This is a genomic window from Micromonospora sp. LHW51205 (assembly GCF_003315815.1).
Lineage (GTDB): Bacteria > Actinomycetota > Actinomycetes > Mycobacteriales > Micromonosporaceae > Micromonospora > Micromonospora chalcea.
In genome coordinates this window covers 31946-52635 of the sequence record NZ_QMEZ01000012.1, presented here as the reverse complement: position 1 = coordinate 52635, position 20690 = coordinate 31946, and the positions used below count along the sequence as shown (strand labels likewise).

At 72.2% G+C, this 20690-nt stretch carries 19 protein-coding genes; 9 read left to right on the top strand and 10 right to left on the bottom strand.

Annotated features, from left to right (window positions below):
• The first annotated feature begins 63 nt into the window (after window positions 1-63).
• On the top strand, window positions 64-504 hold the full coding sequence (locus DQE82_RS29085) for a hypothetical protein (protein WP_064446561.1): 441 nt from the start codon (window positions 64-66) through the stop codon (window positions 502-504).
• A 207-nt stretch (window positions 505-711) separates the two neighbouring features.
• On the opposite strand, the gene DQE82_RS29080 is transcribed toward DQE82_RS29085, so the two are convergent.
• The 5 genes from DQE82_RS29080 to DQE82_RS29060 all read right to left on the bottom strand — a co-directional run bounded on the left by DQE82_RS29080 (window position 712) and on the right by DQE82_RS29060 (window position 6343).
• On the bottom strand, window positions 712-1740 hold the full coding sequence (locus tag DQE82_RS29080; protein ID WP_104114344.1) for an ABC transporter ATP-binding protein: 1029 nt from the start codon (window positions 1738-1740) through the stop codon (window positions 712-714).
• Complete coding sequence (locus tag DQE82_RS29075; protein WP_064446559.1) at window positions 1724-2761, bottom strand: ABC transporter ATP-binding protein; 1038 nt, start codon at window positions 2759-2761, stop codon at window positions 1724-1726. The genes DQE82_RS29080 and DQE82_RS29075 overlap by 17 nt, the downstream gene beginning before the upstream one ends.
• A gap of 6 nt (window positions 2762-2767) precedes the next feature.
• Complete coding sequence (locus DQE82_RS29070) at window positions 2768-3724, bottom strand: ABC transporter permease (protein WP_030501500.1); 957 nt, start codon at window positions 3722-3724, stop codon at window positions 2768-2770.
• Window positions 3717-4655, bottom strand: a complete 939-nt coding sequence (locus DQE82_RS29065; protein WP_113974755.1) for an ABC transporter permease — start codon at window positions 4653-4655, stop codon at window positions 3717-3719. The genes DQE82_RS29070 and DQE82_RS29065 overlap by 8 nt, the downstream gene beginning before the upstream one ends.
• A gap of 89 nt (window positions 4656-4744) precedes the next feature.
• On the bottom strand, window positions 4745-6343 hold the full coding sequence (locus DQE82_RS29060) for an ABC transporter substrate-binding protein (protein WP_043328368.1): 1599 nt from the start codon (window positions 6341-6343) through the stop codon (window positions 4745-4747).
• 390 nt (window positions 6344-6733) lie between these two features.
• On the opposite strand from DQE82_RS29060, the gene DQE82_RS29055 reads away from it, so the two are divergent.
• Both DQE82_RS29055 and DQE82_RS29050 read left to right on the top strand, forming a co-directional pair.
• A complete protein-coding gene (locus tag DQE82_RS29055; protein ID WP_043328369.1) occupies window positions 6734-7597 on the top strand; it encodes a bifunctional methylenetetrahydrofolate dehydrogenase/methenyltetrahydrofolate cyclohydrolase in 864 nt (287 codons plus the stop codon).
• A 98-nt stretch (window positions 7598-7695) separates the two neighbouring features.
• Complete coding sequence (locus DQE82_RS29050; RefSeq protein WP_113974754.1) at window positions 7696-8646, top strand: malate dehydrogenase; 951 nt, start codon at window positions 7696-7698, stop codon at window positions 8644-8646.
• A gap of 142 nt (window positions 8647-8788) precedes the next feature.
• Here the strand turns inward: DQE82_RS29050 and DQE82_RS29045 are convergent, their stop codons facing one another.
• Window positions 8789-9586 carry an MBL fold metallo-hydrolase gene (locus DQE82_RS29045; protein WP_113974753.1) on the bottom strand — a complete coding sequence of 266 codons (798 nt, stop codon included), beginning with the start codon at window positions 9584-9586 and terminating at the stop codon, window positions 8789-8791.
• Between the two features lie 139 nt (window positions 9587-9725).
• Here DQE82_RS29045 and DQE82_RS29040 point away from each other — a divergent pair, with 139 nt between their 5' ends.
• On the top strand, window positions 9726-10943 hold the full coding sequence (locus DQE82_RS29040) for an NADP-dependent isocitrate dehydrogenase (protein ID WP_043328372.1): 1218 nt from the start codon (window positions 9726-9728) through the stop codon (window positions 10941-10943).
• Window positions 10944-11256: 313 nt separating this feature from the next.
• Here DQE82_RS29040 and galT read toward each other — a convergent pair whose 3' ends face one another.
• From galT to DQE82_RS29020, 4 genes are all read right to left on the bottom strand, one after another.
• Window positions 11257-12330, bottom strand: coding sequence for a galactose-1-phosphate uridylyltransferase (gene galT / locus DQE82_RS29035; protein ID WP_113974752.1), 1074 nt, complete (start codon window positions 12328-12330; stop codon window positions 11257-11259).
• Window positions 12327-13115 carry a DeoR/GlpR family DNA-binding transcription regulator gene (locus DQE82_RS29030; protein WP_113974751.1) on the bottom strand — a complete coding sequence of 263 codons (789 nt, stop codon included), beginning with the start codon at window positions 13113-13115 and terminating at the stop codon, window positions 12327-12329. The genes galT and DQE82_RS29030 overlap by 4 nt, the downstream gene beginning before the upstream one ends.
• A gap of 171 nt (window positions 13116-13286) precedes the next feature.
• Window positions 13287-14816, bottom strand: a complete 1530-nt coding sequence (gene cysC, locus DQE82_RS29025) for an adenylyl-sulfate kinase (RefSeq protein ID WP_043328378.1) — start codon at window positions 14814-14816, stop codon at window positions 13287-13289.
• Between the two features lie 130 nt (window positions 14817-14946).
• Complete coding sequence (locus DQE82_RS29020) at window positions 14947-16494, bottom strand: glycosyltransferase family 2 protein (RefSeq protein WP_069088265.1); 1548 nt, start codon at window positions 16492-16494, stop codon at window positions 14947-14949.
• Window positions 16495-16646: 152 nt separating this feature from the next.
• On the opposite strand from DQE82_RS29020, the gene DQE82_RS29015 reads away from it, so the two are divergent.
• The 5 genes from DQE82_RS29015 (at window position 16647) to DQE82_RS28995 (ending at window position 20688) form a co-directional block, all read left to right on the top strand.
• Complete coding sequence (locus tag DQE82_RS29015) at window positions 16647-17561, top strand: ABC transporter ATP-binding protein (RefSeq protein WP_064448851.1); 915 nt, start codon at window positions 16647-16649, stop codon at window positions 17559-17561.
• Window positions 17554-18432: an ABC transporter permease gene (locus tag DQE82_RS29010; protein ID WP_069088264.1), complete on the top strand. Its 879-nt coding sequence runs from the start codon at window positions 17554-17556 to the stop codon at window positions 18430-18432. The genes DQE82_RS29015 and DQE82_RS29010 overlap by 8 nt, the downstream gene beginning before the upstream one ends.
• Entirely contained in the window at window positions 18429-19388 is a 960-nt protein-coding gene (locus DQE82_RS29005; protein ID WP_113974750.1) for an ABC transporter ATP-binding protein, read from the top strand. The genes DQE82_RS29010 and DQE82_RS29005 overlap by 4 nt, the downstream gene beginning before the upstream one ends.
• Window positions 19388-20098: an ABC transporter permease gene (locus tag DQE82_RS29000; protein WP_043328383.1), complete on the top strand. Its 711-nt coding sequence runs from the start codon at window positions 19388-19390 to the stop codon at window positions 20096-20098. The genes DQE82_RS29005 and DQE82_RS29000 overlap by 1 nt, the downstream gene beginning before the upstream one ends.
• A gap of 152 nt (window positions 20099-20250) precedes the next feature.
• Entirely contained in the window at window positions 20251-20688 is a 438-nt protein-coding gene (locus DQE82_RS28995) for a hypothetical protein (protein WP_199496158.1), read from the top strand.
• Window positions 20689-20690: the final 2 nt, after the last annotated feature.

The following is a 20690-nucleotide window of genomic DNA, read 5'->3' as shown; positions in this document are numbered from 1 at the left end:
TTGCTAGCGTGTGCGCGGCGACGATCGACCGTCTCCGCCGCCCGTGAGACCGGCAGGTGTGCCATGCGCGTTCGCGACCGGTTGACCGCCGTCGTCGTCACGCTGGCCTTCGTCCTGGCCGGACTGGGATCGGCCGCCGCGCCCGCCGTCGCACCGGCCCCCGCCCCGATCGTTGCCGCGCTCGCCGCCGCGCCGCCCGCCGATACGCCCGCCGCCGCGCCGCCTGCCGGAACGCTCGCCGCCGCGCCGTCCGCCGGAACGAGCCCGGTCGCGCTGCGTACCGCGTACCCCGGAATCTCCTGGTCGGAGCTTGCCGCCGGGCCGTGGCACGACCACGGCGGCGGCCTCGGCTACGCCGACGGACCGGACGACCTGGCCCCGGCCGCGCTCCAGCGCGTGGCCGGTCCGGCCGTGCCGGAACCCGTCGTGCCCGCGCCCCGGCCGCCGGTCGTGCCGCTGCCGCCGCGCGGCCCGCTCGCCGCGCGCGCCCCGCCGGCCGCCTGAGCCACGCCGGACCCGGGACCCGCACGCCGGGACACCTCACCCGAGCCGCACCGGACCGCCGCGTCGACCCGGCGGTTCCGTCGCGGGACACCGATCACGTACGGCGGCGCGCCTCAACGCCGCCGGGATCGCCCCGGGTCCACGCCCAACCCGCCGCAGCGGAGGCCCCGCCCCCTCTTCCTCCGGGGGACGGGGCCTTCGTCACGCTCACACGTCGGTGCGGACCTCGGCGAAGTGGCAGGCGCTGGGGTGCGGGTCCGCCGCCCGGGGCACGGTCTGCGGGTCCTGGACCGCGCAGACCTCCTCGGCCTTCCAGCAGCGGGTCCGGAAGTGGCAGCCGGACGGCGGGTCGGCCGGGCTGGGCACGTCGCCGCTGAGCCGGATGATGGTCTGCCGGTCGCGGGCCTCCGGATCGGGCACCGGGACCGCCGACAGCAGCGCCTGGGTGTACGGGTGGGTGGCCCGCTGGTAGATCTGCTCCTCGGTGCCGATCTCGACGATCCGGCCCAGGTACATCACCGCGACCCGGTCGGAGATGTGCCGCACCACCGACAGGTCGTGGGCGATGAAGATGTACGACAGCCCGAACTCGTCCTGGAGCTGCTCCAGCAGGTTGATCACCTGGGCCTGGATGGAGACGTCGAGCGCCGACACCGGCTCGTCGCAGACGATGATCTCGGGCCGCAGCGCGAGCGCCCGGGCGATGCCGATGCGTTGCCGCTGGCCGCCGGAGAACTGGTGCGGGTACCGGTTGACGTGTTCCGGGTTGAGCCCGACCACGTCCAGCAGCTCCTGCACCCGCTGCCGCCGGCTGCGCTTCGGCGCCACCTCCGGGTGGATCTCGAACGGCTCGCCGACGATGTCGCCGACAGTCATCCGCGGGTTGAGCGAGGTGTACGGGTCCTGCATCACCATCTGCATGTTGCGGCGCAGCCGGCGCAGGTCCGCCCCGCCGGCCCGCAGCAGGTCGCGGCCCTCCAGCGTGACCCGCCCGGCGGTGGGCGTCTCCAGGCGCATCAGCAGCCGGGCCAACGTGGACTTGCCGCAGCCGGACTCGCCGACCACGCCGAGCGTCTCACCGCGCCGCAGCTCGAAGGAGACGCCGTCGACCGCCTTGACCTGGCCGATGGTCTTCTTGAACAGCACGCCCTGGCTGATCGGGAAGTGCTTGACCAGGTGGTCGACGGAGAGGATGGTCTCGCCGCGCACCTTCGTGGCGTCAGCCGGCGCTGTCATCGTGCACCTCCTGCGCGAAGTGGCACGCGCTGGTCCGCCCGTCGCCGAGCACCAGGTCGTGCGGCACCTCGTCCACACAGACCTGCTGGACGTACGGGCACCGGGGGTGGAACGGGCAGCCGGAGGGGATCGCCATCAGGTTCGGCGGCAGGCCGCGGATGCTCGACAGCTCCTGGCCGCGCACGTCCAGGCGCGGGATCGACTCCAGCAACCCCTTCGTGTACGGGTGGGCCGGCGCCCGGTACAGCGCGTGCACGTCGGCGTGCTCGACGATGCGGCCCGCGTACATGACCGCGATCCGGTCCGCGACACCGGCGACCACGCCCAGGTCGTGGGTGATCAGGATGAGCGCCGTGCCGAGGTCGCGGCGCAGGTCGGCCAGGAGGTCCATGATCTGCGCCTGCACCGTCACGTCCAGCGCGGTGGTCGGCTCGTCGGCGATCAGCACCTTCGGGTCGAGAGCCAGCGCCATGGCGATCATGACCCGCTGGCGCATGCCGCCGGAGAACTGGTGCGGGTAGTCGCCGAGCCGCTTCGCCGCGGCCGGGATCCGGACCAGGTCCATCAGCTCGATCGTGCGCCTGCGCGCGTCGGCCCGGGACATCCCGGCCCGCTCGCGCAGCGACTCGCCGATCTGCCAGCCGACCGGGAAGACCGGGTTCAACGCCGACAGCGCGTCCTGGAAGATCATCGCGATCTCGGTGCCCCGGATCTGACGGCGTTCCTCCTCCGGCCGGGTCAGCAGGTCCCGCCCCTGGTAGAGGATCTGCCCGCCGCGCACGTACGCGGGCGGGGTGTCCAGGATGCCCATGATCGCCTGGGCGGTGACGGACTTGCCGGAGCCGGACTCGCCGAGCACCGCGAGCGTCTCCCCGGCGTCCAGGTGGTACGTCACCCCGTTGATGACCCGGGCCACGCCCTCGCGGGTGCGGAACTCGACGTGCAGGTCCCGTACCTCCAGCAGGTGCCCGCCCGGCGGGGTGGGCGAGGCCGGCGTGGGCCGGGCCGACGACTGGGTCATGGGTTGTCACCGCAGCTTCGGGTCGAAGGCGTCGCGGATCGCGTCGCCGAGCATGATGAAAGCGAGCACGGTCAGGGCGAGGAAGGCCGACGGCACGATCAGCGGTGTCGCCGACTCGCGCATGTGCACCCGCCCGGCGTCGATGTCGATGCCCCAGGAGATGGTCGGCGCCTTCAGGCCGATGCCGAGGAAGCTCAGCGTCGCCTCGGCCGCGATGAACGAGCCGAGCGCGATGGTGAGCACCACGATGGCCGGGGCGAGCGCGTTCGGCAGGATGTGCCGCCACATGATCCGGCCGTTGCCGGCCCCCAGCATCCGGGCTGCGGCCACGTAGTCCTGCTCCCGGGCGGTGATCACCGAGGAGCGGACCACCCGGGCCGCTGTGGTCCACCCGAGCAGCGCCAGCACGAAGATCACCGCGAACAGCCGTACCGTGTCGCCGCTGGTGCTGACCCGCTTGAGCAGCACGATCGCGGCCAGCAGCAGCGGGATGCCGAGCACGATGTCGATCACCCGGGAGAGCACCGCGTCGACCCAGCCGCCGAAGTAGCCGGCGAGCATCCCGACGACGAGCGCGATCACGCCGGTGATCAGCGCGGAGAGCGCCCCCACCAGCAGTGAGGCGCGGGCGCCGTAGACCGCGCGGGCGAACGTGTCGCAGCCCTGGAAGTCGTACCCGAAGATGGCCCCGCCGGACGGCCCGGCGTGCTGGCGGGAGAGCACGCAGTCGCGCGGGTCGTTCGCGGCGAACAGCCCGGGGGCCACCGCCATCGCGGCGACGAGCACCACCAGGAGCAGGCTGATCCAGAAGACCGGGTTGCGGCGCAGGTCCCGCCACGCGTCCCCGGCCAGGCTGCGGGCCCGGTCGGGGCGCCCGGCCCGGCCGGGCGTGCCCGGTTCGCCGGAGACGCCGCGCCGCGCCGCCTGGTTCTCGGTGGCCGCCACCGTCTCGAAGTCACTCATAGCGGATCCTCGGGTCGAGGACGGCGTAGAGCACGTCCACCACCAGGTTGGAGAGCAGGTAGACCACGACGAGCACGCTGACGATGCCGACCACCAGGGGGCCGTCCTCGGTGCGGATGCCGCGGAACAGGTTGAAGCCGACGCCGGGCACGTTGAACACGCCCTCGGTGATGATCGCGCCGCCCATCAGGTTGCCCAGCTCGACGCCGAGGAAGGTGATCACCGGGATGAGCGAGTTGCGCAGCACGTGCACGCCGACGATGCGGCGTCGCCGCAGGCCCTTCGAGCGGGCGGTGCGGACGTAGTCGGCGCGCAGGTTCTCGGTCACCGAGGTACGGGTCAGCCGCAGCGCGGTGGCCAGGGACAGCGAGCCGAGCACGATGCCGGGCAGCAGCAGCGCGTAGAAGGAGGGTTGCGCTCCGGCGGTGGGCGGGAAGATCGGCCAGCGTACGCCGAGGAAGTACTGCGCCAGCGGCGCGAGCACGATGGTGGGTATGCCGAGCACCAGCAGCGTGAGCACGAGCGTGGCGTGGTCGAACACGCCGGAGCGGCGGATGGCCGCGATCACGCCGGCGGTGACTCCGAAGATCACCGTGACCGCCATCGCGATCACCGCCAGCTTGAGGGTGACCGGCCAGGCGGCGGCGAGGATGTCGCTGATCTGCCGCCCGGTCAGCGACTGCCCGAGGTCACCCTGGACCAGACCGCCGAGGTAGTTGAAGTAGCGGTAGAAGAAGCCGCCGACCCCTGTCGCGTCCAGGTGGTACTTCTCGGTCAGGTAGGCCCGCTGCGCGGGGGTCACCGGCCGCTCCCCGGCGAGGGCCTGGATCGGGTCGCCCTGCCCGGCGAACATCAGCGCGTAGACGATCAGAGTGGTCCCGAAGAAGGCGAGGAGCATCTGCAGGAGTCGCCGCAGGATGAAGCGGAGCATGCTGGCAAGTCTGCCGAAAACGGCGCAAATGCGGGCCAATGCCAGGGCCGGGCCACCCGGTGGGGGTGGCCCGGCCCGTCAGCAGGGTGTCAGGCGAGTTCGATCTTCAGCAGGTCCACCCGGTCGAAGAGGTCCACGTGGACGTTCTTGACCTTGGTCGAGTGGCCGAAGTTGTTCTGCCCGTACCGTAGCGGGATCACCGGCATGTCCTGCGCGAGCAGGTCCTCCGCCGCCTGGTACTTCTTGATCGCCTCGTCCTCGGTCGCCGCGCGGGCGCCCTCGGCGAGCAGCTTGTCGAACTCCGGGTTGCTGTAGCCGTAGTAGTTCGACGAGCCGGTGCTGCTGTACAGCGGGCCGAGGTAGTTCTCCATGGACGGGTAGTCCATGACCCAGCCCATCCGGAACAGGCCGACCGGCTGCTTCTTCTTGACCTTGGTCAGCAGGTCCGCGAACTTCGGCTCGGCGGTGCCGACGCAGTCCACGCCCAGGTTGGCCTTGAGCTGGTTACAGGTGGCGTCGATCCAGTCCTTGTGGCCGCCGTCGCCGTTGTAGGACAGCTCGATCTTCTTCGGGCCGCCCGCGGCCTCGTACATGGCCTTGGCCTTGACCGGGTCGAACGCGCCCGCGGTGCCGATGGTGTTCTCCCGGTAGCCGGCGACCACCGGCGAGACGAACGAGCGGGCCGGCCGCTGCGAGTCCTTGAAGATCGACTTGGTGATCTCGTCCCGGTCGATCGCCATCGAGATGGCCTTGCGCACCTCGGGCTTGCTGAACTCCTCCTGGAACGTCGGGAAGGCCAGCACCTGCAGCGAGGAGGCCGGGCTCTCCTGGTAGCGGTCGCCCAGGTCGGTCGCGGCGGTGGACAGGTTCTCGGTCGGGATCGTCTTGATCACGTCGAGGTTGTCCGACAGCACGTCCGCGTACGCGGCGGTCGGCTGCTGGTAGATGCGGAACTCGACACCGGCGACCTTGGGCTGCTGGCCCGGGAAGGCGTCGTAGCGCTCCACCTCGACCTTGGCGTCGTGCTGCCAGCTGCCCTTCATCTTGAACGGGCCCTGACCGATCGGGGCCTGCTCGTAGCCCTCGGCCAGCACGCCCGGCGCGGAGAAGGCCGCCTCGGGCAGCGGGTAGAAGGCGGTGTAGCCGAGCATCGACTTGAAGTCCACGTACGGCTCGTTGAGCGTCACGGTGAAGGTCAGGTCGTCGACCTTCTGCAGGCCGCTGAGCGTCTTCGCCTTCGGCGTCTCGCCCTGGAGGTCGTCGTAGCCGGCCACCTTCTCGAAGAAGTAGCTGGAGTTCTGGCCGTTCGGGGCGTACGCGCCGTAGTTCCAGGCGTCGATGTAGTTGTCGGCGGTGACCTTCTCGCCGTTGTGGAACGTGTAGCCGGGCTTCAGCTTGATCGTCCAGACCTTGTTGTCCGACGTCGTCACCGAGTCCGCCGCCACCTCGTGCGGCTTGTTCGCCTCGTCGTAGTCGACGAGCGGGCTGAACAGGGCCGACAGGACCTGGGAGCCGCTCGTCTCGTTGGTGTTTGTGGGCACCAGGTGCTGCGGCTCGGCGATCTCGATCCGCACGGCCGCGTCGGGGTTGCCGGCACCGCCGCTGCCGCCGCCCGAGCCGCAGGCCGTCAGGCCGAGCGTCACCGCGAGCGGGAGCGCGGCCCAGGCCGCGAGCCTACGAACACGCATGGGGTCTCCTCATCTCCTCACGCTGCGCGGTCGTCCCGACGTTGGGTGACTCTGCGCAACGAGCGGTAACGGTAGGTCGCGGTTCGGCCCATCGACAACTGGCGCGTGGTTGATCGATGACGGATCGTGTTCGCCCTGTCTTGTCGTTGCCGCTCGCGCGTGCTAAACCTCGCTCCTGCCTGGTTCTTTCCTGGTTGCCTCTGTTCCGGTCCGCGCGTGGCCGGGCGGTCTGCGACGGCTGTTCCCGCTGTCCGGTCCCTGCCCGTCCGGGTGTGACCGGGCTGCGGCGTCACCGTGATTGGTGACTCTCCGTGACTTAGCGCACGTTGCGCAGCGTGATCGTCGGCCGTCGTCGTCCGGGCCCGCCAGCGGGCGTGAGACGATCACGACGTGACGGCGACGATCCTGGACGGCAAGGCCACCGCGGCGGAGATCAAGGACGAGCTACGGGCCCGGGTCAAGGCGCTCGCGGAACGCGGCATCACCCCCGGCCTCGGCACGGTGCTGGTCGGGGAGGACCCCGGCTCCCAGGCGTACGTCAACGGCAAGCACCGCGACTGCGCCGAGGTCGGCATCGCCTCGCTGCGGGTCACGCTGCCCGCGGACGCCACCCAGGAGCAGCTCGACGCGGCTCTGGCCGAGCTGAACGCCGACCCGGCCTGCCACGGCTACATCGTCCAGCTCCCGCTCCCCGGGCACCTCGACACCCAGCGCGCGCTGGAGTCGATCGACCCGGACAAGGACGCCGACGGGCTGCACCCGGTCAACCTGGGCCGGCTCGTCCTCGGGTACGACGCTCCGCTGCCCTGCACCCCGCGCGGCATCGTGGAGCTGCTGCGCCGCCACGACGTGCCGCTGCGCGGCGCGAACGTGGCCGTCGTCGGCCGGGGCAACACGGTCGGCCGTCCGCTGGGCCTGCTGCTGACCCGGCGCAGCGAGAACGCCACGGTGACGCTCTGCCACACCGGCACGCTCGACCTCGCCGCGCACACCCGCGCCGCCGACGTCGTCATCGTCGCCGCCGGCGTACCGGGTTTGCTCACCGCCGACATGGTCAACCCGGGCGCGACAGTGGTCGACGTCGGCATCACGCGCGTGATCGGCGACGACGGCAAGGGCCGCTACACCGGCGACGTCGACCCGGAGGTCGCCGAGGTCGCCGGCAAGCTCGTGCCGATGCCCGGCGGCGTCGGTCCGATGACCCGGGCGATGCTGCTCACCAACGTGGTCGAACGGGCCGAGCGGGCGGGCTGACACCCACCCAGGTCATAACCGTCCGCCCCTGGCCCGATCGGTGCCAGGATGGCTGATACGGTCCGGAAAACCGACTGGGATCAGGGAGTGGGACGACCATGGGTAAGAAGGTCACTGTCGTCGGCGCCGGCTTCTACGGCTCGACCACCGCACAGCGCCTGGCCGAGTACGACGTCTTCGACACCGTCGTGATCACCGACATCGTGGAGGGCAAGCCGGCGGGTCTCGCGCTCGACCTCAACCAGTCCCGCGCGGTCGAGGGCTTCGAGACCAAGGTTGTCGGCGTCACCACCGGCCCGAACGGCGAGGGCTACGACGCCATCGAGGGCTCGGACGTGGTCGTCATCACCGCCGGCCTGCCGCGCAAGCCGGGCATGAGCCGGATGGACCTGCTGGAGACCAACGCCAAGATCGTCCGGCAGGTCTCCGAGAACGTCGCCAAGTACGCGCCGAACGCCGTCGTCATCGTGGTGTCCAACCCGCTCGACGAGATGACCGCGCTGGCCCAGCTCGCCACCCAGTTCCCGCGCAACCGGGTGCTCGGCCAGGCCGGCATGCTGGACACCGCCCGCTTCACCAACTTCGTCGCCGAGGCGCTGAGCGTACCGGTGAAGGCGGTACGGACCCTGACGCTCGGCTCGCACGGCGACACGATGGTCCCGGTGCCGTCCAAGAGCACCGTGAACGGCAAGCCGCTGCGTGACGTCATGCCGGCCGAGCAGATCGAGGAGCTGGTCGTCAAGACCCGCAACGGTGGCGCCGAGGTCGTCGCGCTGCTCAAGACCGGTTCGGCGTACTACGCCCCGTCCGCCGCCGCGGCCCGGATGGCGAAGGCAGTGGCCGAGGACTCCGGCGAGGTCATGCCGGTCTGCGCCTGGGTCGACGGCGAGTACGGCATCTCCGGCGTCTACCTGGGCGTCGAGGCCGAGATCGGTGCCGAGGGCGTGAAGCGGGTCGTCGAGACCGACCTGGACGCCGACGAGCTGGCCGCGCTGAAGGAGGCCGCCGAGGCCGTCCGCGCCAAGCAGGGCGACGTCGCCAGCATGTGAGCCCGACCAACTGCGCAGAAGGCCCGCCGGCTTCCGCCGGCGGGCCTTCCGCTGTCCCGCCCGCGTCTCTCCCAGTTCTCCCCGCTCTCCCCGTCGATCATGAAGTTGACGGCGTATTCGATCTCCAATTCCGCCGCCAACCTCATGATCGACCCGGTCGGGGGTGGGGGGTGAAGGGAGCGGTCAGGTGGGGAGTGGCCAGGGTGGCGGGGGAGAGGGTTGCCAGCAGGGTCGTGCGGGAGTGGCGGGCTTCGTCCGGGTCCACCTCGTGGGCGTACGCCAGCTCCGGGGCGACCAACTGGATCGCGTGCACGAGCAGGTCGCCGGTGATCAGGAGGCGCTCGTCGTCCGCCTCGATGAGCACCGACTGGTGACCCGGCGTGTGGCCTGGGGTGTGCAGCAGCCGTACCCCCGGGGTGAGGGGCGTCTCGCCGTCGACCACCCGCAGGCGGCCGGCGGCGCGCAACGGCCCCAGGAGCCGGGCCGGCAGTTCCGGGTGGAACAGCTCCAGCGCGTCCAGCTCGGCGCGCTGTACCAGGTGGTCCGCGTTCGGGAACAGCGCGCCGGCCCAGCCCACGTGGTCGGTGTGCAGGTGGGTGAGGACCACGGTGCGGACGTCGGCCGGATCGATCCCGGCGGCGGCCAGCTCGGCCGGCAGCCGGCCGGGGACCGGCGCCCAGCTCGCGGCGAGCGAGTCGGCCGGGCCGATGCCGGCGTCGACGAGCGTGACCGGCCCGTCGCCGGTCCGCACCGCGAACGCGCGGAACCGCAGCCACCACCGGCCGTCGGCGGTGACGGCGCCCGGGTCGAGCCGGTCGGCAGCCGCCCAGTGCGCCTGGGTGGCGCCGGGAAACGCCTCGCCGCGGGGCTGGAAGAAGGGCCCCTCGCCGTCGGACAGCGCGGTGACCGTGATAGACCCGAGGGTGCGGCTGCGCGGCATCGCACGATGATGCCAGCGGGTCGCGGTACGGCGCAGCCCGCTTTTCCGGCGGCCCACCCGGGCCGCCTGGGGACTGCCGGCCAGTTTCCAGTACGCTCGTACTGCTTGAGCACGTGTCCCCCGAGAGGAGCGCCGGCCGATGGCGAAGATCAAGGTAAACAACCCGGTCGTGGAGATCGACGGCGACGAGATGACCCGGATCATCTGGAAGCAGATCCGGGAGCAGCTGATCCTGCCCTACCTCGACGTCGACCTGCACTACTACGACCTGTCGATCCAGCACCGTGACGCCACCGACGACCAGGTCACCGTCGACGCCGCCAACGCCATCAAGGAGCACGGCGTCGGCGTCAAGTGCGCCACCATCACCCCGGACGAGGCCCGGGTGGAGGAGTTCGGCCTGAAGAAGATGTGGCGGTCGCCGAACGGCACCATCCGCAACATCCTCGGCGGCGTGGTCTTCCGCGAGCCGATCATCATGTCGAACGTGCCGCGGCTCGTCCCGGGCTGGACCAAGCCGATCATCATCGGCCGGCACGCGCACGGCGACCAGTACAAGGCCACCGACTTCGTCGTCCCCGGCCCGGGCACGGTGACCATCACCTACACCCCGGCCGACGGCGGCACCCCGATGGAGATGGAGGTCGCCAACTTCCCCGGCGGCGGCATCGCCATGGGCATGTACAACTACGACGAGTCGATCCGGGACTTCGCCCGCGCCTCGTTCCGGTACGGCCTGGACCGCAACTACCCGGTCTACATGTCCACCAAGAACACCATCCTCAAGGCGTACGACGGCCGGTTCAAGGACATCTTCGCCGAGGTGTTCGAGAACGAGTTCAAGGCCGAGTTCGAGGCCGCCGGCCTCACCTACGAGCACCGGCTGATCGACGACATGGTCGCCGCCGCGCTCAAGTGGGAGGGCGGGTACGTCTGGGCCTGCAAGAACTACGACGGTGACGTGCAGTCCGACACCGTCGCGCAGGGCTTCGGCTCGCTCGGCCTGATGACCTCGGTGCTGCTCTCCCCGGACGGCCGCACCGTCGAGGCCGAGGCCGCCCACGGCACCGTCACCCGGCACTACCGGCAGTACCAGAAGGGCGAGAAGACCTCGACCAACCCGATCGCCTCGATCTACGCCTGGACCCGGGGCCTGGCCCACCGGGGCAAGCTGGACGGCACCCCGGCGGTCACCGAGTTCGCGAACACGCTGGAGAAGGTCATCGTGGACACCGTCGAGGGCGGCCAGATGACCAAGGACCTCGCGCTGCTCATCTCGCGGGACGCCCCGTGGCTGACCACCGACGAGTTCATGAACGCGCTCGACGAGAACCTGGCGCGCCGGCTCGCCGCCTGACGTGTAAGGAAGGGCCCCTTCTTAACGCCTCGCGTTGTAGAAGGGGCCCTTTTTAACACCTCAGGGCCGTCGGGGCGGCGTGACCTCGCTCGGTGCGTTCTCGTTGACAGGGTGGACGAGATGCCAGTCGCGTCCGTGAAGGTGGGCCGTCGCCGCGCGCCGGCCGGCCGACCTTCGAGGCTGCTGAGCGCAGCCAGCCGTCCCTTCCCTGCGGGGGGTCCTGTCCCGGGCCCCCCGCGCCCCCGTGCCCGGGCTGCGGTTGTTAAGAAGGGGCCCTTTCTCTACCGCAGGCGTTAACAAGGGGCCCTTCCTTTCATGCGGCGCGCAGCAGCTCGGCGGCTCGCTCGGGGGCGATGTCGTTGATGAACACCCCCATGCCGGACTCCGACCCGGCCAGGTACTTCAGCTTGTCCTTGGCCCGCCGGATGCTGAACAGCTGCAGGTGCAGGTGGCCCAGCTCCCTGTCGATCCGTACCGGCGCCTGGTGCCAGGCCGCGATGTACGGCATCGGCAGGTCGAACAGCCCGTCGAAGCGACGTAGCAGGTCCAGGTATAGCGGCCCGAACGCGTCCCGCTCGGCGTCGTCGAGCGCCGGGATGTCCGGCACCGGCCGGTGCGGCGCCACGTGCACCTCGAACGGCCAGCGCGCCGCCGCCGGGACGTACGCGGTCCAGTGCTCGTTGCTCGTCACCACCCGTTCCCCGGAGGCGCGTTCGGCGGCCAGCACGTCGGCGTACAGGTTGCCGCCGGTGCGCTCGGCGTGCCGCCGGGCGGCGGCCAGCATGTCGCGGGTGCGCGGCGTGACGAACGGGTACGCGTAGATCTGCCCGTGCGGGTGGTGAAGCGTCACCCCGATCTCCACGCCCCGGTTCTCGAACGGGAAGACCTGCTCCACGCCGGGCAGCGCGCCCAGCGCTTCGGTGCGGTCGGCGAGCGCGTCCAGCACGGTCCGCACCCGATGCGGGGGGAGCCGGGCGAACGAGGCGTTGTGGTCGTCGGTGAAGCAGACCACCTCGCACCTGCCGAGGCCGGGCCGTACCGGGGTGAACGGCGTGATCTCGGCCGGTTCGTCTGCGACCCGCTGGCTCAACGACGGGAACCGGTTCTCGAACACGACGACGTCGTAGTCGGGCGCCGGGATCTCGCTGTGCCGGTCACCTCGGGACGGGCACAGCGGGCACTGGTCGGCCGGGGGCAGGAACGTGCGGGTCTGCCGGTGCACCGCGACCGCCACCCACTCGTCGGTCAGCGGGTCGTACCGCAGCTGCGAGGCGGGCGGGGGAGGGGGCAGGTCCCGCCGGTCCGGCTGGTCCCGGACCGCGTCGTCCCGCTCGTCGAAGTAGATCAGCTCGCGGCCGTCGGCCAGCGCGATCTGCGTACGCTTCACTGCGCCCCCCTCTGCGCGGGCACCGTCACCAGCTCGCCCACCCTGTCGTCGAGTACCCGTCGTGCCTCGGGCGTCAACCGGTCGTCGGTGACCAGCACGTCCGCCGCGTCCAGCGGCACTATCGACGAGATGCCGACGGTGCCCCACTTGGTGTGGTCGGCCAGCACCACGAGCCGGTCCGCGGCGGACACGAGCGCCCGGTTCGTGTCCGCCTCCATCAGATTGGGCGTGGTGAACCCGGCCCGTTCGCTGATGCCGTGCACGCCGAGAAAGAGCACGTCCAGGTGGAGCGCGGCGATCGCGGCCACGGCGAGCGGCCCGACGAGCGCGTCCGACGGCGTGCGTACCCCGCCGGTGAGCACCACTGTCTGGTCGGGCCGGCCGCCGACGTGCAGAGCCTCCGCCACCGGCAGCGAGTTGGTGACCACCGTGAGGCCGGGCACGTCGACAAGTCGCCGGGCCAGCTCGGCGGTGGTGGTGCCGGCGGAGAGCGCGATGGCGGCGCCGGGCCGGACCAGCCCTGCGGCGTGGTCGGCGATCGCCGCCTTCTCGGCGGACTGGCGGTCGGCCTTGGCGCGGAAGCCGGGCTCGTCGGTCGAGCCGGGACCGGCGGGCGTCGCGCCGCCGTGCACCTTGGCGAGCAGGCCCTGCTCGTGCAGCGTGTCCAGGTCGCGGCGGATGGTCATGTCGGACACGCCGAACTCGGCGGCCAGTTCGGTGACCCGGACGCCGCCGGCGAGACGCAGTCGTTCCAGGATCGCCGTCTGCCGCTGCCGCGCCAGCATTCCGGCCCACCTCCGAGCGTCACCGACCGCGATGCTCACGCGGTCGAACGTGTTCCAACAAAGGCGAACACTACCGCGCAACGAGGGGCGATGCGAAACCGCCGTCGTCCGTAAGGCCGGACGACGGCGGTCGAGGTGCTCGCAGGCCGGACGCGTCCGGCGGCCGAAAGGTCAGGCGGGCTGGAGGCGGGGCTCCACCCAGCCGGTCTCGGTGAGGTGTTCCATCACCTTCCCGATGGCCTCCTCGACGCTGATGTCCGAGGTGTCCACCACGAGATCGGCGTCGGTGGGCTCCTCGTACGGGTCGTCGATGCCGGTCATCCCGGTGAGCAGGCCGGCCCGGGCGCGGGCGTACAGGCCCTTGCGGTCGCGCTGCTCACAGACCTCAAGCGGCGTCGCCACGTGGACCAGCAGGAAGCCCGCGCCGGCCGCCTCGGCCATCTCCCGCGCGGTGGCGCGGGCCGCCGCGTACGGCGCGATCGGGCAGCAGATGCCGACCCCGCGGTGCCGGGCGATCTCGGCGGCCACCCAGCCGATCCGGCGCACGTTGAGATCCCGGTCGGACTTGCTGAACCCGAGCCCGGCGGACAGCTCCCGCCGCACCACGTCGCCGTCGAGCAGCGTGATCGTGCGGTCGCCCTGCTCACGGAGCACGTCGGCCAGGCCCCGGGCGATCGTCGACTTGCCCGAGCCGGACAGCCCGGTCAGGAAGATCACCAGTCCCCGGTACCGCCGCGGCGGGCGGGCCCGGACCAGTTCCTTCGCCACCGCCGGCGGGGTGTGCCACTCGGGCAGCGGGAAGCCCCGGTCCAGCAGGTCGTCGATCTCCTCCACGCTCAGCGCCAGCCGGCGGTTGCGCGGCGGGATGTCCTCCCGCCAGCGCCACTGCCCGTCCCGGTTGTCGTAGGCCAGCTCGCGGGGCACCAGCACACGCAGGCCGGCGCCGGAGAGCATGCCCTCGGTGGAGAGCAGGTGGGTCACGCCGTACGCGGCGGCGACCCGGGCCCGCAGCAGCGCGTCGCTGATCTCGTCACGCCGGCGGGCCAGCGGCACCGCCACCAGCGTCGCCGGGGGCATCCGGTCGCGGGCGGCGAACACGGTACGCACCAGCGCCTCGGACGGCAGGCCACCGGTCGACCCCTCGCCCACCGGGATCAGCACCAGCAGGTGCGCGCCGAGCGTGCGGGCCGCGTGCGCGATCTGCGCCAGTTGCGGGCGGTGCAGCGGACGGTCGGCGAAGACCCCGAGCACCCGGCCCGGCGGCAGCAGGCCGCGTACCTCGTCGGGGCCGCGCCGCAGGCGCTGGAACGGTCCGTGGCCGCCGTCGCCCAGGCGGCGCACCGTGCCACCGACGCCCACCAGGCCCTCGCGGCCCGGCCAGACGTCCGTCACGTCCATCGCCGCGACCGGCGCGCCCTCGCCGTCGGTGAGCACCACCGCCCGGCGGGCCGGGTCCGCCGGGTCGAGCCCGTCGGCCAGCGCGGCCGGCACCTGGAGCGTCACCGGCACCGGCCACGGGGTGCCGTCGGCCAGCCGGCCGCGCCGGCTCAGCGAGGTCAGGTCGGCCCGGCTCATGAAACCGGTGAGCGGCGCGTACGCCCCGCTCAGCAACAACTGGAGATCGGCCAGCTCAGCGGGTCTGGGCGCGTACGACGGCGCATCCCGCAGAACGTCCTCGGGCAGCAGCCACCCGTTGCTCATCGAACCCCCAACTCACCGGCCGGCACACAGTTTCGCAGCCCACCGGCGATCGGTCGAGAGCGCCACCCGGCCTCCCGGTAATCGCGCGTTCCGGCGATCGTGCCGAGGACGAACCGGGGTCTTCGAATCCTTACCGCCGGGCCGCCGCCGGTCGATCGTGCGAACGGCTGCCGGCGCGCGCCGTCCGGCCGAGCGCGCGATCCCGGATCCGCCGGACCGCCCGCCGGATCCGGGCGCGGAGCCGGCGCGGATCCTCCACCCGGGGCGGCCCGCCGTCGGCCGCGCAGCGCACCACGAGCGGCAGGTTCGCGTCCAGCGCCCACCCGGCCTGAATCACCCGGGCCCGGACCTCCCAGGTGCCCCGGGTCCGGCCGCCGTCGAGCGCCGCGAAGTCGACGGTGGCGGTGCTGCGGTGACAGACCCGGCCGTCGGCGGCCGGCTCGGTGGTGGCGTCGACCGGGAGGAAGAACTCCTCCCGGGTCTCCCGGCGGCGGATCACCACGTCGGTCCTCGCCCCGCCGGCCCGCATCACGACACCGTCCGGCGCGGCCCCGGCCACCGGGAGCACCGGCAGCCCTCGGTCGTCGAAGCGCAGCGGCTCGTCCCCGGCGCGCAGGTGGGCGGAGACGGCGACGGTCAGCGTCCGTCCCTCCACCTGCCACCGGTCGACGGCGGCGTGCGCCCGGACACTCACGTCCCACTCCGCCAGCCGGCGCAGGTCGGCCATCCGCCCCTGCGCGGCGAGATGCGCGATCACCTGGTACATCGGCGGCACCCCGGCGATCGCCTCGGGTGCGACACGCTCCTTCACGAGCTGCCCCACCTCGTCCGCCACCTGCCCGGCCCAGGGCTCCGGCGCGCTCAGCAGCGCCTGCCCGCGCAGCCGGTTCAGCATCTCCTTGCGCAGCCAGCGCCGGTGCAGCCGCAGGCGGGCCGCAGCCGGTGGGCGGTGGGCGTCCACGATGTCCATCGCGGCCCGCAGCGCCGCGTAGTACTCCGCCGGGTCCATCCGGGTGGCGGTGACGTTGCCCGCGTCCTCGCGGCGGGCGTGGTGGTAGCAGGGGTGGTCGGCCAGCACGCAGATCCGCTCGGCGAGCAGGTAGGCCGCCGCCATCAGCCGGTGGTCCTCCAGGCGTCGCGGGTGGCCCTCCGGGAAGCGCAGCCCGTGCCGGTCGAGGAAGGACCGCCGGAACAGCTTGTGACAGGTCATGCTGTCGGCCAGCGGCGCGTTCGCCAGGGTGGCGTCGAACCGGTTCTCCCGGAACAGCTCCCGCGGTACGCCCCGCCGGTGCCCGATCATCCGTCCGACGACGATGTCCGCGTCGTGTGCCCGGGCGCAGGAGTGCAGGCGGGCCAGCGCCTCGTCGCCGAACCAGTCGTCGTCGTCGGCGAAGAAGACGTACTCGCCGCGTGCCTGCTCCAGCCCCTGGTTGCGCGGGCGCGACGGCCAGCCCGAGTGCGGCAGGCGCAGCACCCGCACGTGCGGGTCGGCAGCGGCCAGCTCGTCCAGGCGCTGCGGCGTCCCGTCGGTCGACCCGTCGTCGGCGAAGATCACCTCGTATCCGCCGGGCGGCAACCCCTGCCGCGACAGCGACGCGACGAGCGGATCGAGGTGGGCCCCGCAGTTGTACGTGGGCACCACCACGCTCACCGCCGGCCGATCCGTACCGTCGCTCATGACGCCCCCCGTCGAGTCGCCTCACACGGTGGCAGCTTCCCCGCGGCGCCGCTACCCCGTCGGTCACCTAGGGGGCCCGGAGCCGAGGGATCAGGGGATCGCCCGGGTCAGGACGGGCTCCGGCGCGGCCCCGGAGTTCTACGCTGAACGGCGTGACACTGCTCGCGACCGAGTCGCTGACCAAGACGTACGGAGGCCGGGTCACCGCGTTGACCGACCTCACCGTATCGGTCGAGCCGGGGATCATCGGGCTGGTGGGCGCGAACGGCGCCGGCAAGTCCACTCTGATCAAGATCCTGCTGGGTCTGCTCCCGCCGACCAGCGGCCGGGTACAGGTGCTCGGCCTCGACCCGACCACCGACCCGGCCGCGGTCCGCGCCCGGGTCGGATACATGCCCGAGCACGACGCCCTCCCGCCCGACCTGTCCGCCGCCGAGCTGGTCACCCACCTGGGCCGGATCAGCGGACTGCCGCGCACCGTCGCCCGGGAACGGGCCTCCGAGGCGCTGCGCCACGTCGGTCTGCACGAGGAGCGGCACCGGGCCGTCGGTGGCTACTCCACCGGCATGAAGCAGCGGGTCAAGCTCGCCCAGGCGCTCGTACACGATCCCGATCTGCTGCTGCTCGACGAGCCGACGAACGGCCTCGACCCGGCCGGCCGGGACGCCATGCTCGCGCTGATCCACCGGATCGGCACCGAGTTCGGCATCTCGGTGGTGGTCTGCTCGCACCTGCTCGGCGAGGTGGAGCGGATCTGCGACACGCTCGTCGCCATCGACGGCGGCCGGCTGCTGCGCGCCGACCGGGTGTCCGCCATGACCACCGCCACCGACGTGCTCGCCGTCGAGGTGAGCGAGGGCACCGACGACCTGGCCGCCCGGCTCGCCGCGCTCGACCTGCCGGTGACCCGCGACGGGCGGCTGCTGCTCGTCCCGCTCGCCGACGACGCCACCTACGACCAGATCCTCGGCGCGGTCGCCGAGCTGGACCTGCCGCTGCACCGGCTGGACCAGCGGCGGCACCGGGTGGCCGAACTCTTCGCCGCGAGGGAGCCCAGCCATGTCTGACGCGACCGGGGTCATCCACGACATCGGCTACCAGCGCTACACCGGCCCGCGGCTCGGCCGCCGGCAGGTCTTCGGCGCGCTCTACCTGCACGGCGTGCGTACCGTCTTCGGGCTGGGCCGCAGCGCCAAGGCCAAGATCTTCCCGTGGCTGGTCGTCTCCGTGGTGACCGTGGTGGCCGCCGGGGTCACCGCGGTGCGCAGCCAGATCGGCGAGGTGGTGATGACGTACGCCCAGTTCGCCGACGCGATGAGCTGGCTGGTCATCTTCTTCGCCGCGGTGGCCGCGCCCGAGCTGGTCTCCCGCGACCTGCGCAGCGGCGTGCTGCCGCTGTACTTCTCCCGGCCGCTGCCGCGCGGCGACTACGCGCTGTCCAAGCTGCTGGCGCTTGTCACCGCGCTGTGGCTGCTGCTCGGCGGCCCGCAGCTGGTGATGTTCCTCGGCGCCGCGTTCACCACGAACCGGGGCGTACGCGGGGTGTGGGACGAACTGCTCGACCTGCTGCCCGGGCTGCTCTACGCCGGGCTCTGGGCGGTGGTGTTCGCCTCGATCGCGCTGCTCGTCGCCTCGCTGACCGGCAAGCGCGCGTTCGCGGCCGGCGGCATCGTGGCGGTCTTCCTGATGACCACGCCGGTCGTCGGCGTGCTGTCCATCCTGCCCTCGCGGACGATCAACGAGCTGGCCTTCGTCGCCTCCCCGCCGACGCTCGTCGGCGGCGTGGGCAACTGGGCGCTCGGCGACCGGCTGACCCAGGGACGGGGTGGCATGCCGATCGGCGACTTCGGGCCGGTCTACGCCGTGGTCGCCGTGCTGCTGGTCGCCGCCTGCGTCAGCCTGCTGCTCCTGCGATACCGGAAGGTGGCCGCCCGATGACGGCGATCAGCACCCAGTCGACGACCGGCGCGCCCGCCGCCGCGACGAGCACGCTCGACCTGGCCGGTGTCTCCCGCTGGTACGGCAACGTGGTGGCGGTGAACGACGTCACCATGCGGCTCGGCCCCGGCGTGACCGGCCTGCTCGGCCCCAACGGCGCCGGCAAGACCACGCTGCTGCACATGATGGCGGGCTTCCTGTCCCCGTCGCGCGGCACGGTGACGCTGGACGGGGAGCCGACCTGGCGCAACCCCGGCGTCTACCGGCGGCTCGGCCTGGTCAGCGAGCGCGAGGCGGTGCACACGTTCCTCAGCGCGTACGAGTTCGTGCTGGCCAGCGCGAAGCTGCACCGGCTGCCCGACCCGGAGGCCGCCACGAAGCGGGCGATCGAGCTGGTCGAGATGGAGGACGCGCAGACCCGCCGGATCGGCACCTACTCCAAGGGCATGCGGCAGCGCACCCGGGTCGCCGCCGCGCTGGTGCACGACCCGCAGGTGCTGCTGCTCGACGAGCCGTTCAACGGGATGGACCCGCGCCAGCGGCTGCACATGATGGCGCTGCTGCACCGGCTCGGCGACGCGGGACGGACCATCCTGTTCAGCTCGCACATCCTGGAGGAGGTCGAGCAGGTCTCCGGCACCGTCCAGGTGATGGTCGCCGGCCGGCTGGCCGCCTCCGGCGACTACCGGACCATCCGCCGCCTGATGACCAACCGGCCGCACGTGTTCGCGGTCCGCTCCACCGACGACCGCGCCCTGGCGGTGGCGCTGATGGCCGAGGCGTCGGTCTCCGGCGTCGAGCTGGGCCGCACCGGCCTGACCGTCAAGGCCGGCGACTACGGCGCGTTCACCCGGGCACTGCCCCGGATCGCGCTCCGGCACGGCATCCGGGTCCGGCAGCTCCTGCCGGAGGACGAGTCGCTGGAGAGCGTCTTCTCGTATCTGGTGGAGGCATGATGTCGACAGTCACCTGGATCACCGCGCGCGGCCTGTTCGGCCGGAGCCGGTTCCTCATGCTGCTGCCGTTGCCGCTGATCCTGATCGGCCTGGCGGTGCTCTGCCGGTCGCTCGGCGTCGACCCCGGCCAGTGGGGCCCGCCGGTGCTCGTCGGTCTCGGCCTGGCGGTGGTGCTGCCGGTGGTGGCGCTGATCGTGGGCACCGGCGTGCTCGGCGCGGAGATCGACGACGGCACCGTCGTGCACATCCTCACCAAGCCGCTGCCGCGCTGGCAGATCGTGCTGCCGAAGCTGGCGGTCGCGGCCGGCGTCACGGCGGTCACCGTCGGTGTCCCGATCTACGTCGCGGGCGTGCTCGCCGATTCGGTACGCCTCGGACTCGCCCTGGTCGTCGCCTCGGCGGCGGGCGCGCTGGCGTACTCGGCGCTGTTCCTGGCGCTGAGCCTGGTGACCCGGCGGCCGGTGCTGCTCGGCCTGGTCTACGTGCTGATCTGGGAAGGCCTGCTGGGCCGGTTCGTCAGCGGCACCCGGGTGCTGTCGATCCAGCAGTGGGTGATCGCCCTGGCCGACCGGATGGCGCCGACGCCGCTGCTCGGCACCAGTGTCTCGGTGCCGGTCGCGGCAGTGCTCACCGCGCTGGTGGCGGTCGGGTTCACCGTGCTGGCGATCGACCGCCTGCGCTCGTTCAGCGTGGCCGGCGAGACGAGCTGAGCCCGCAGGGCGGGACCCGTTTTCCGGCGTTCGCGACGGAAAACGGGTTCCGCCCTGCCGTGTCCGGTCTGCTAGTTTGCGGCGGCTACGAACACCGACACGGGGAGAACACTGTGCGTTCAGCTCGCTTCGCCCTGCTGGCTCCGGCCGCGGTGGCGATGATCGTCATGTCCGGCTGCGGCGACGACGAGGACACCCCCTCGGCCGGGTCGGCGGCGCCCTCCGCCCCGGCCGCCACGTCCGTGCCGCCGGTGACGCCGGCCCCGGTGGGCCTCGACGAGGCCACCCGGAAGACCTGCGCGACGGCGGAGAAGGACATCACGGCCGCCCTGAAGGAGGTGGCCGAGGCGGAGAAGATCGGCCCACCGGCCGGTCACTCGGCGGTCAGCGCGCAGTACTCGGCGGGCGCGGCCACGCTCTACACGCACGCCTTCACCAACAGCGACGAGGTGAACAGCGCGGTGAAGGGCGTCGCGACCGAGATGAGCGACCTCGCCGACGCCTGGGCCAAGGCGCCGGGCAAGGCGCCGAGCAGGGCGGATCTCACCGCCGCCCGGGACAAGCTCAAGGCGGCCTGCGCGGCCGACTGAGG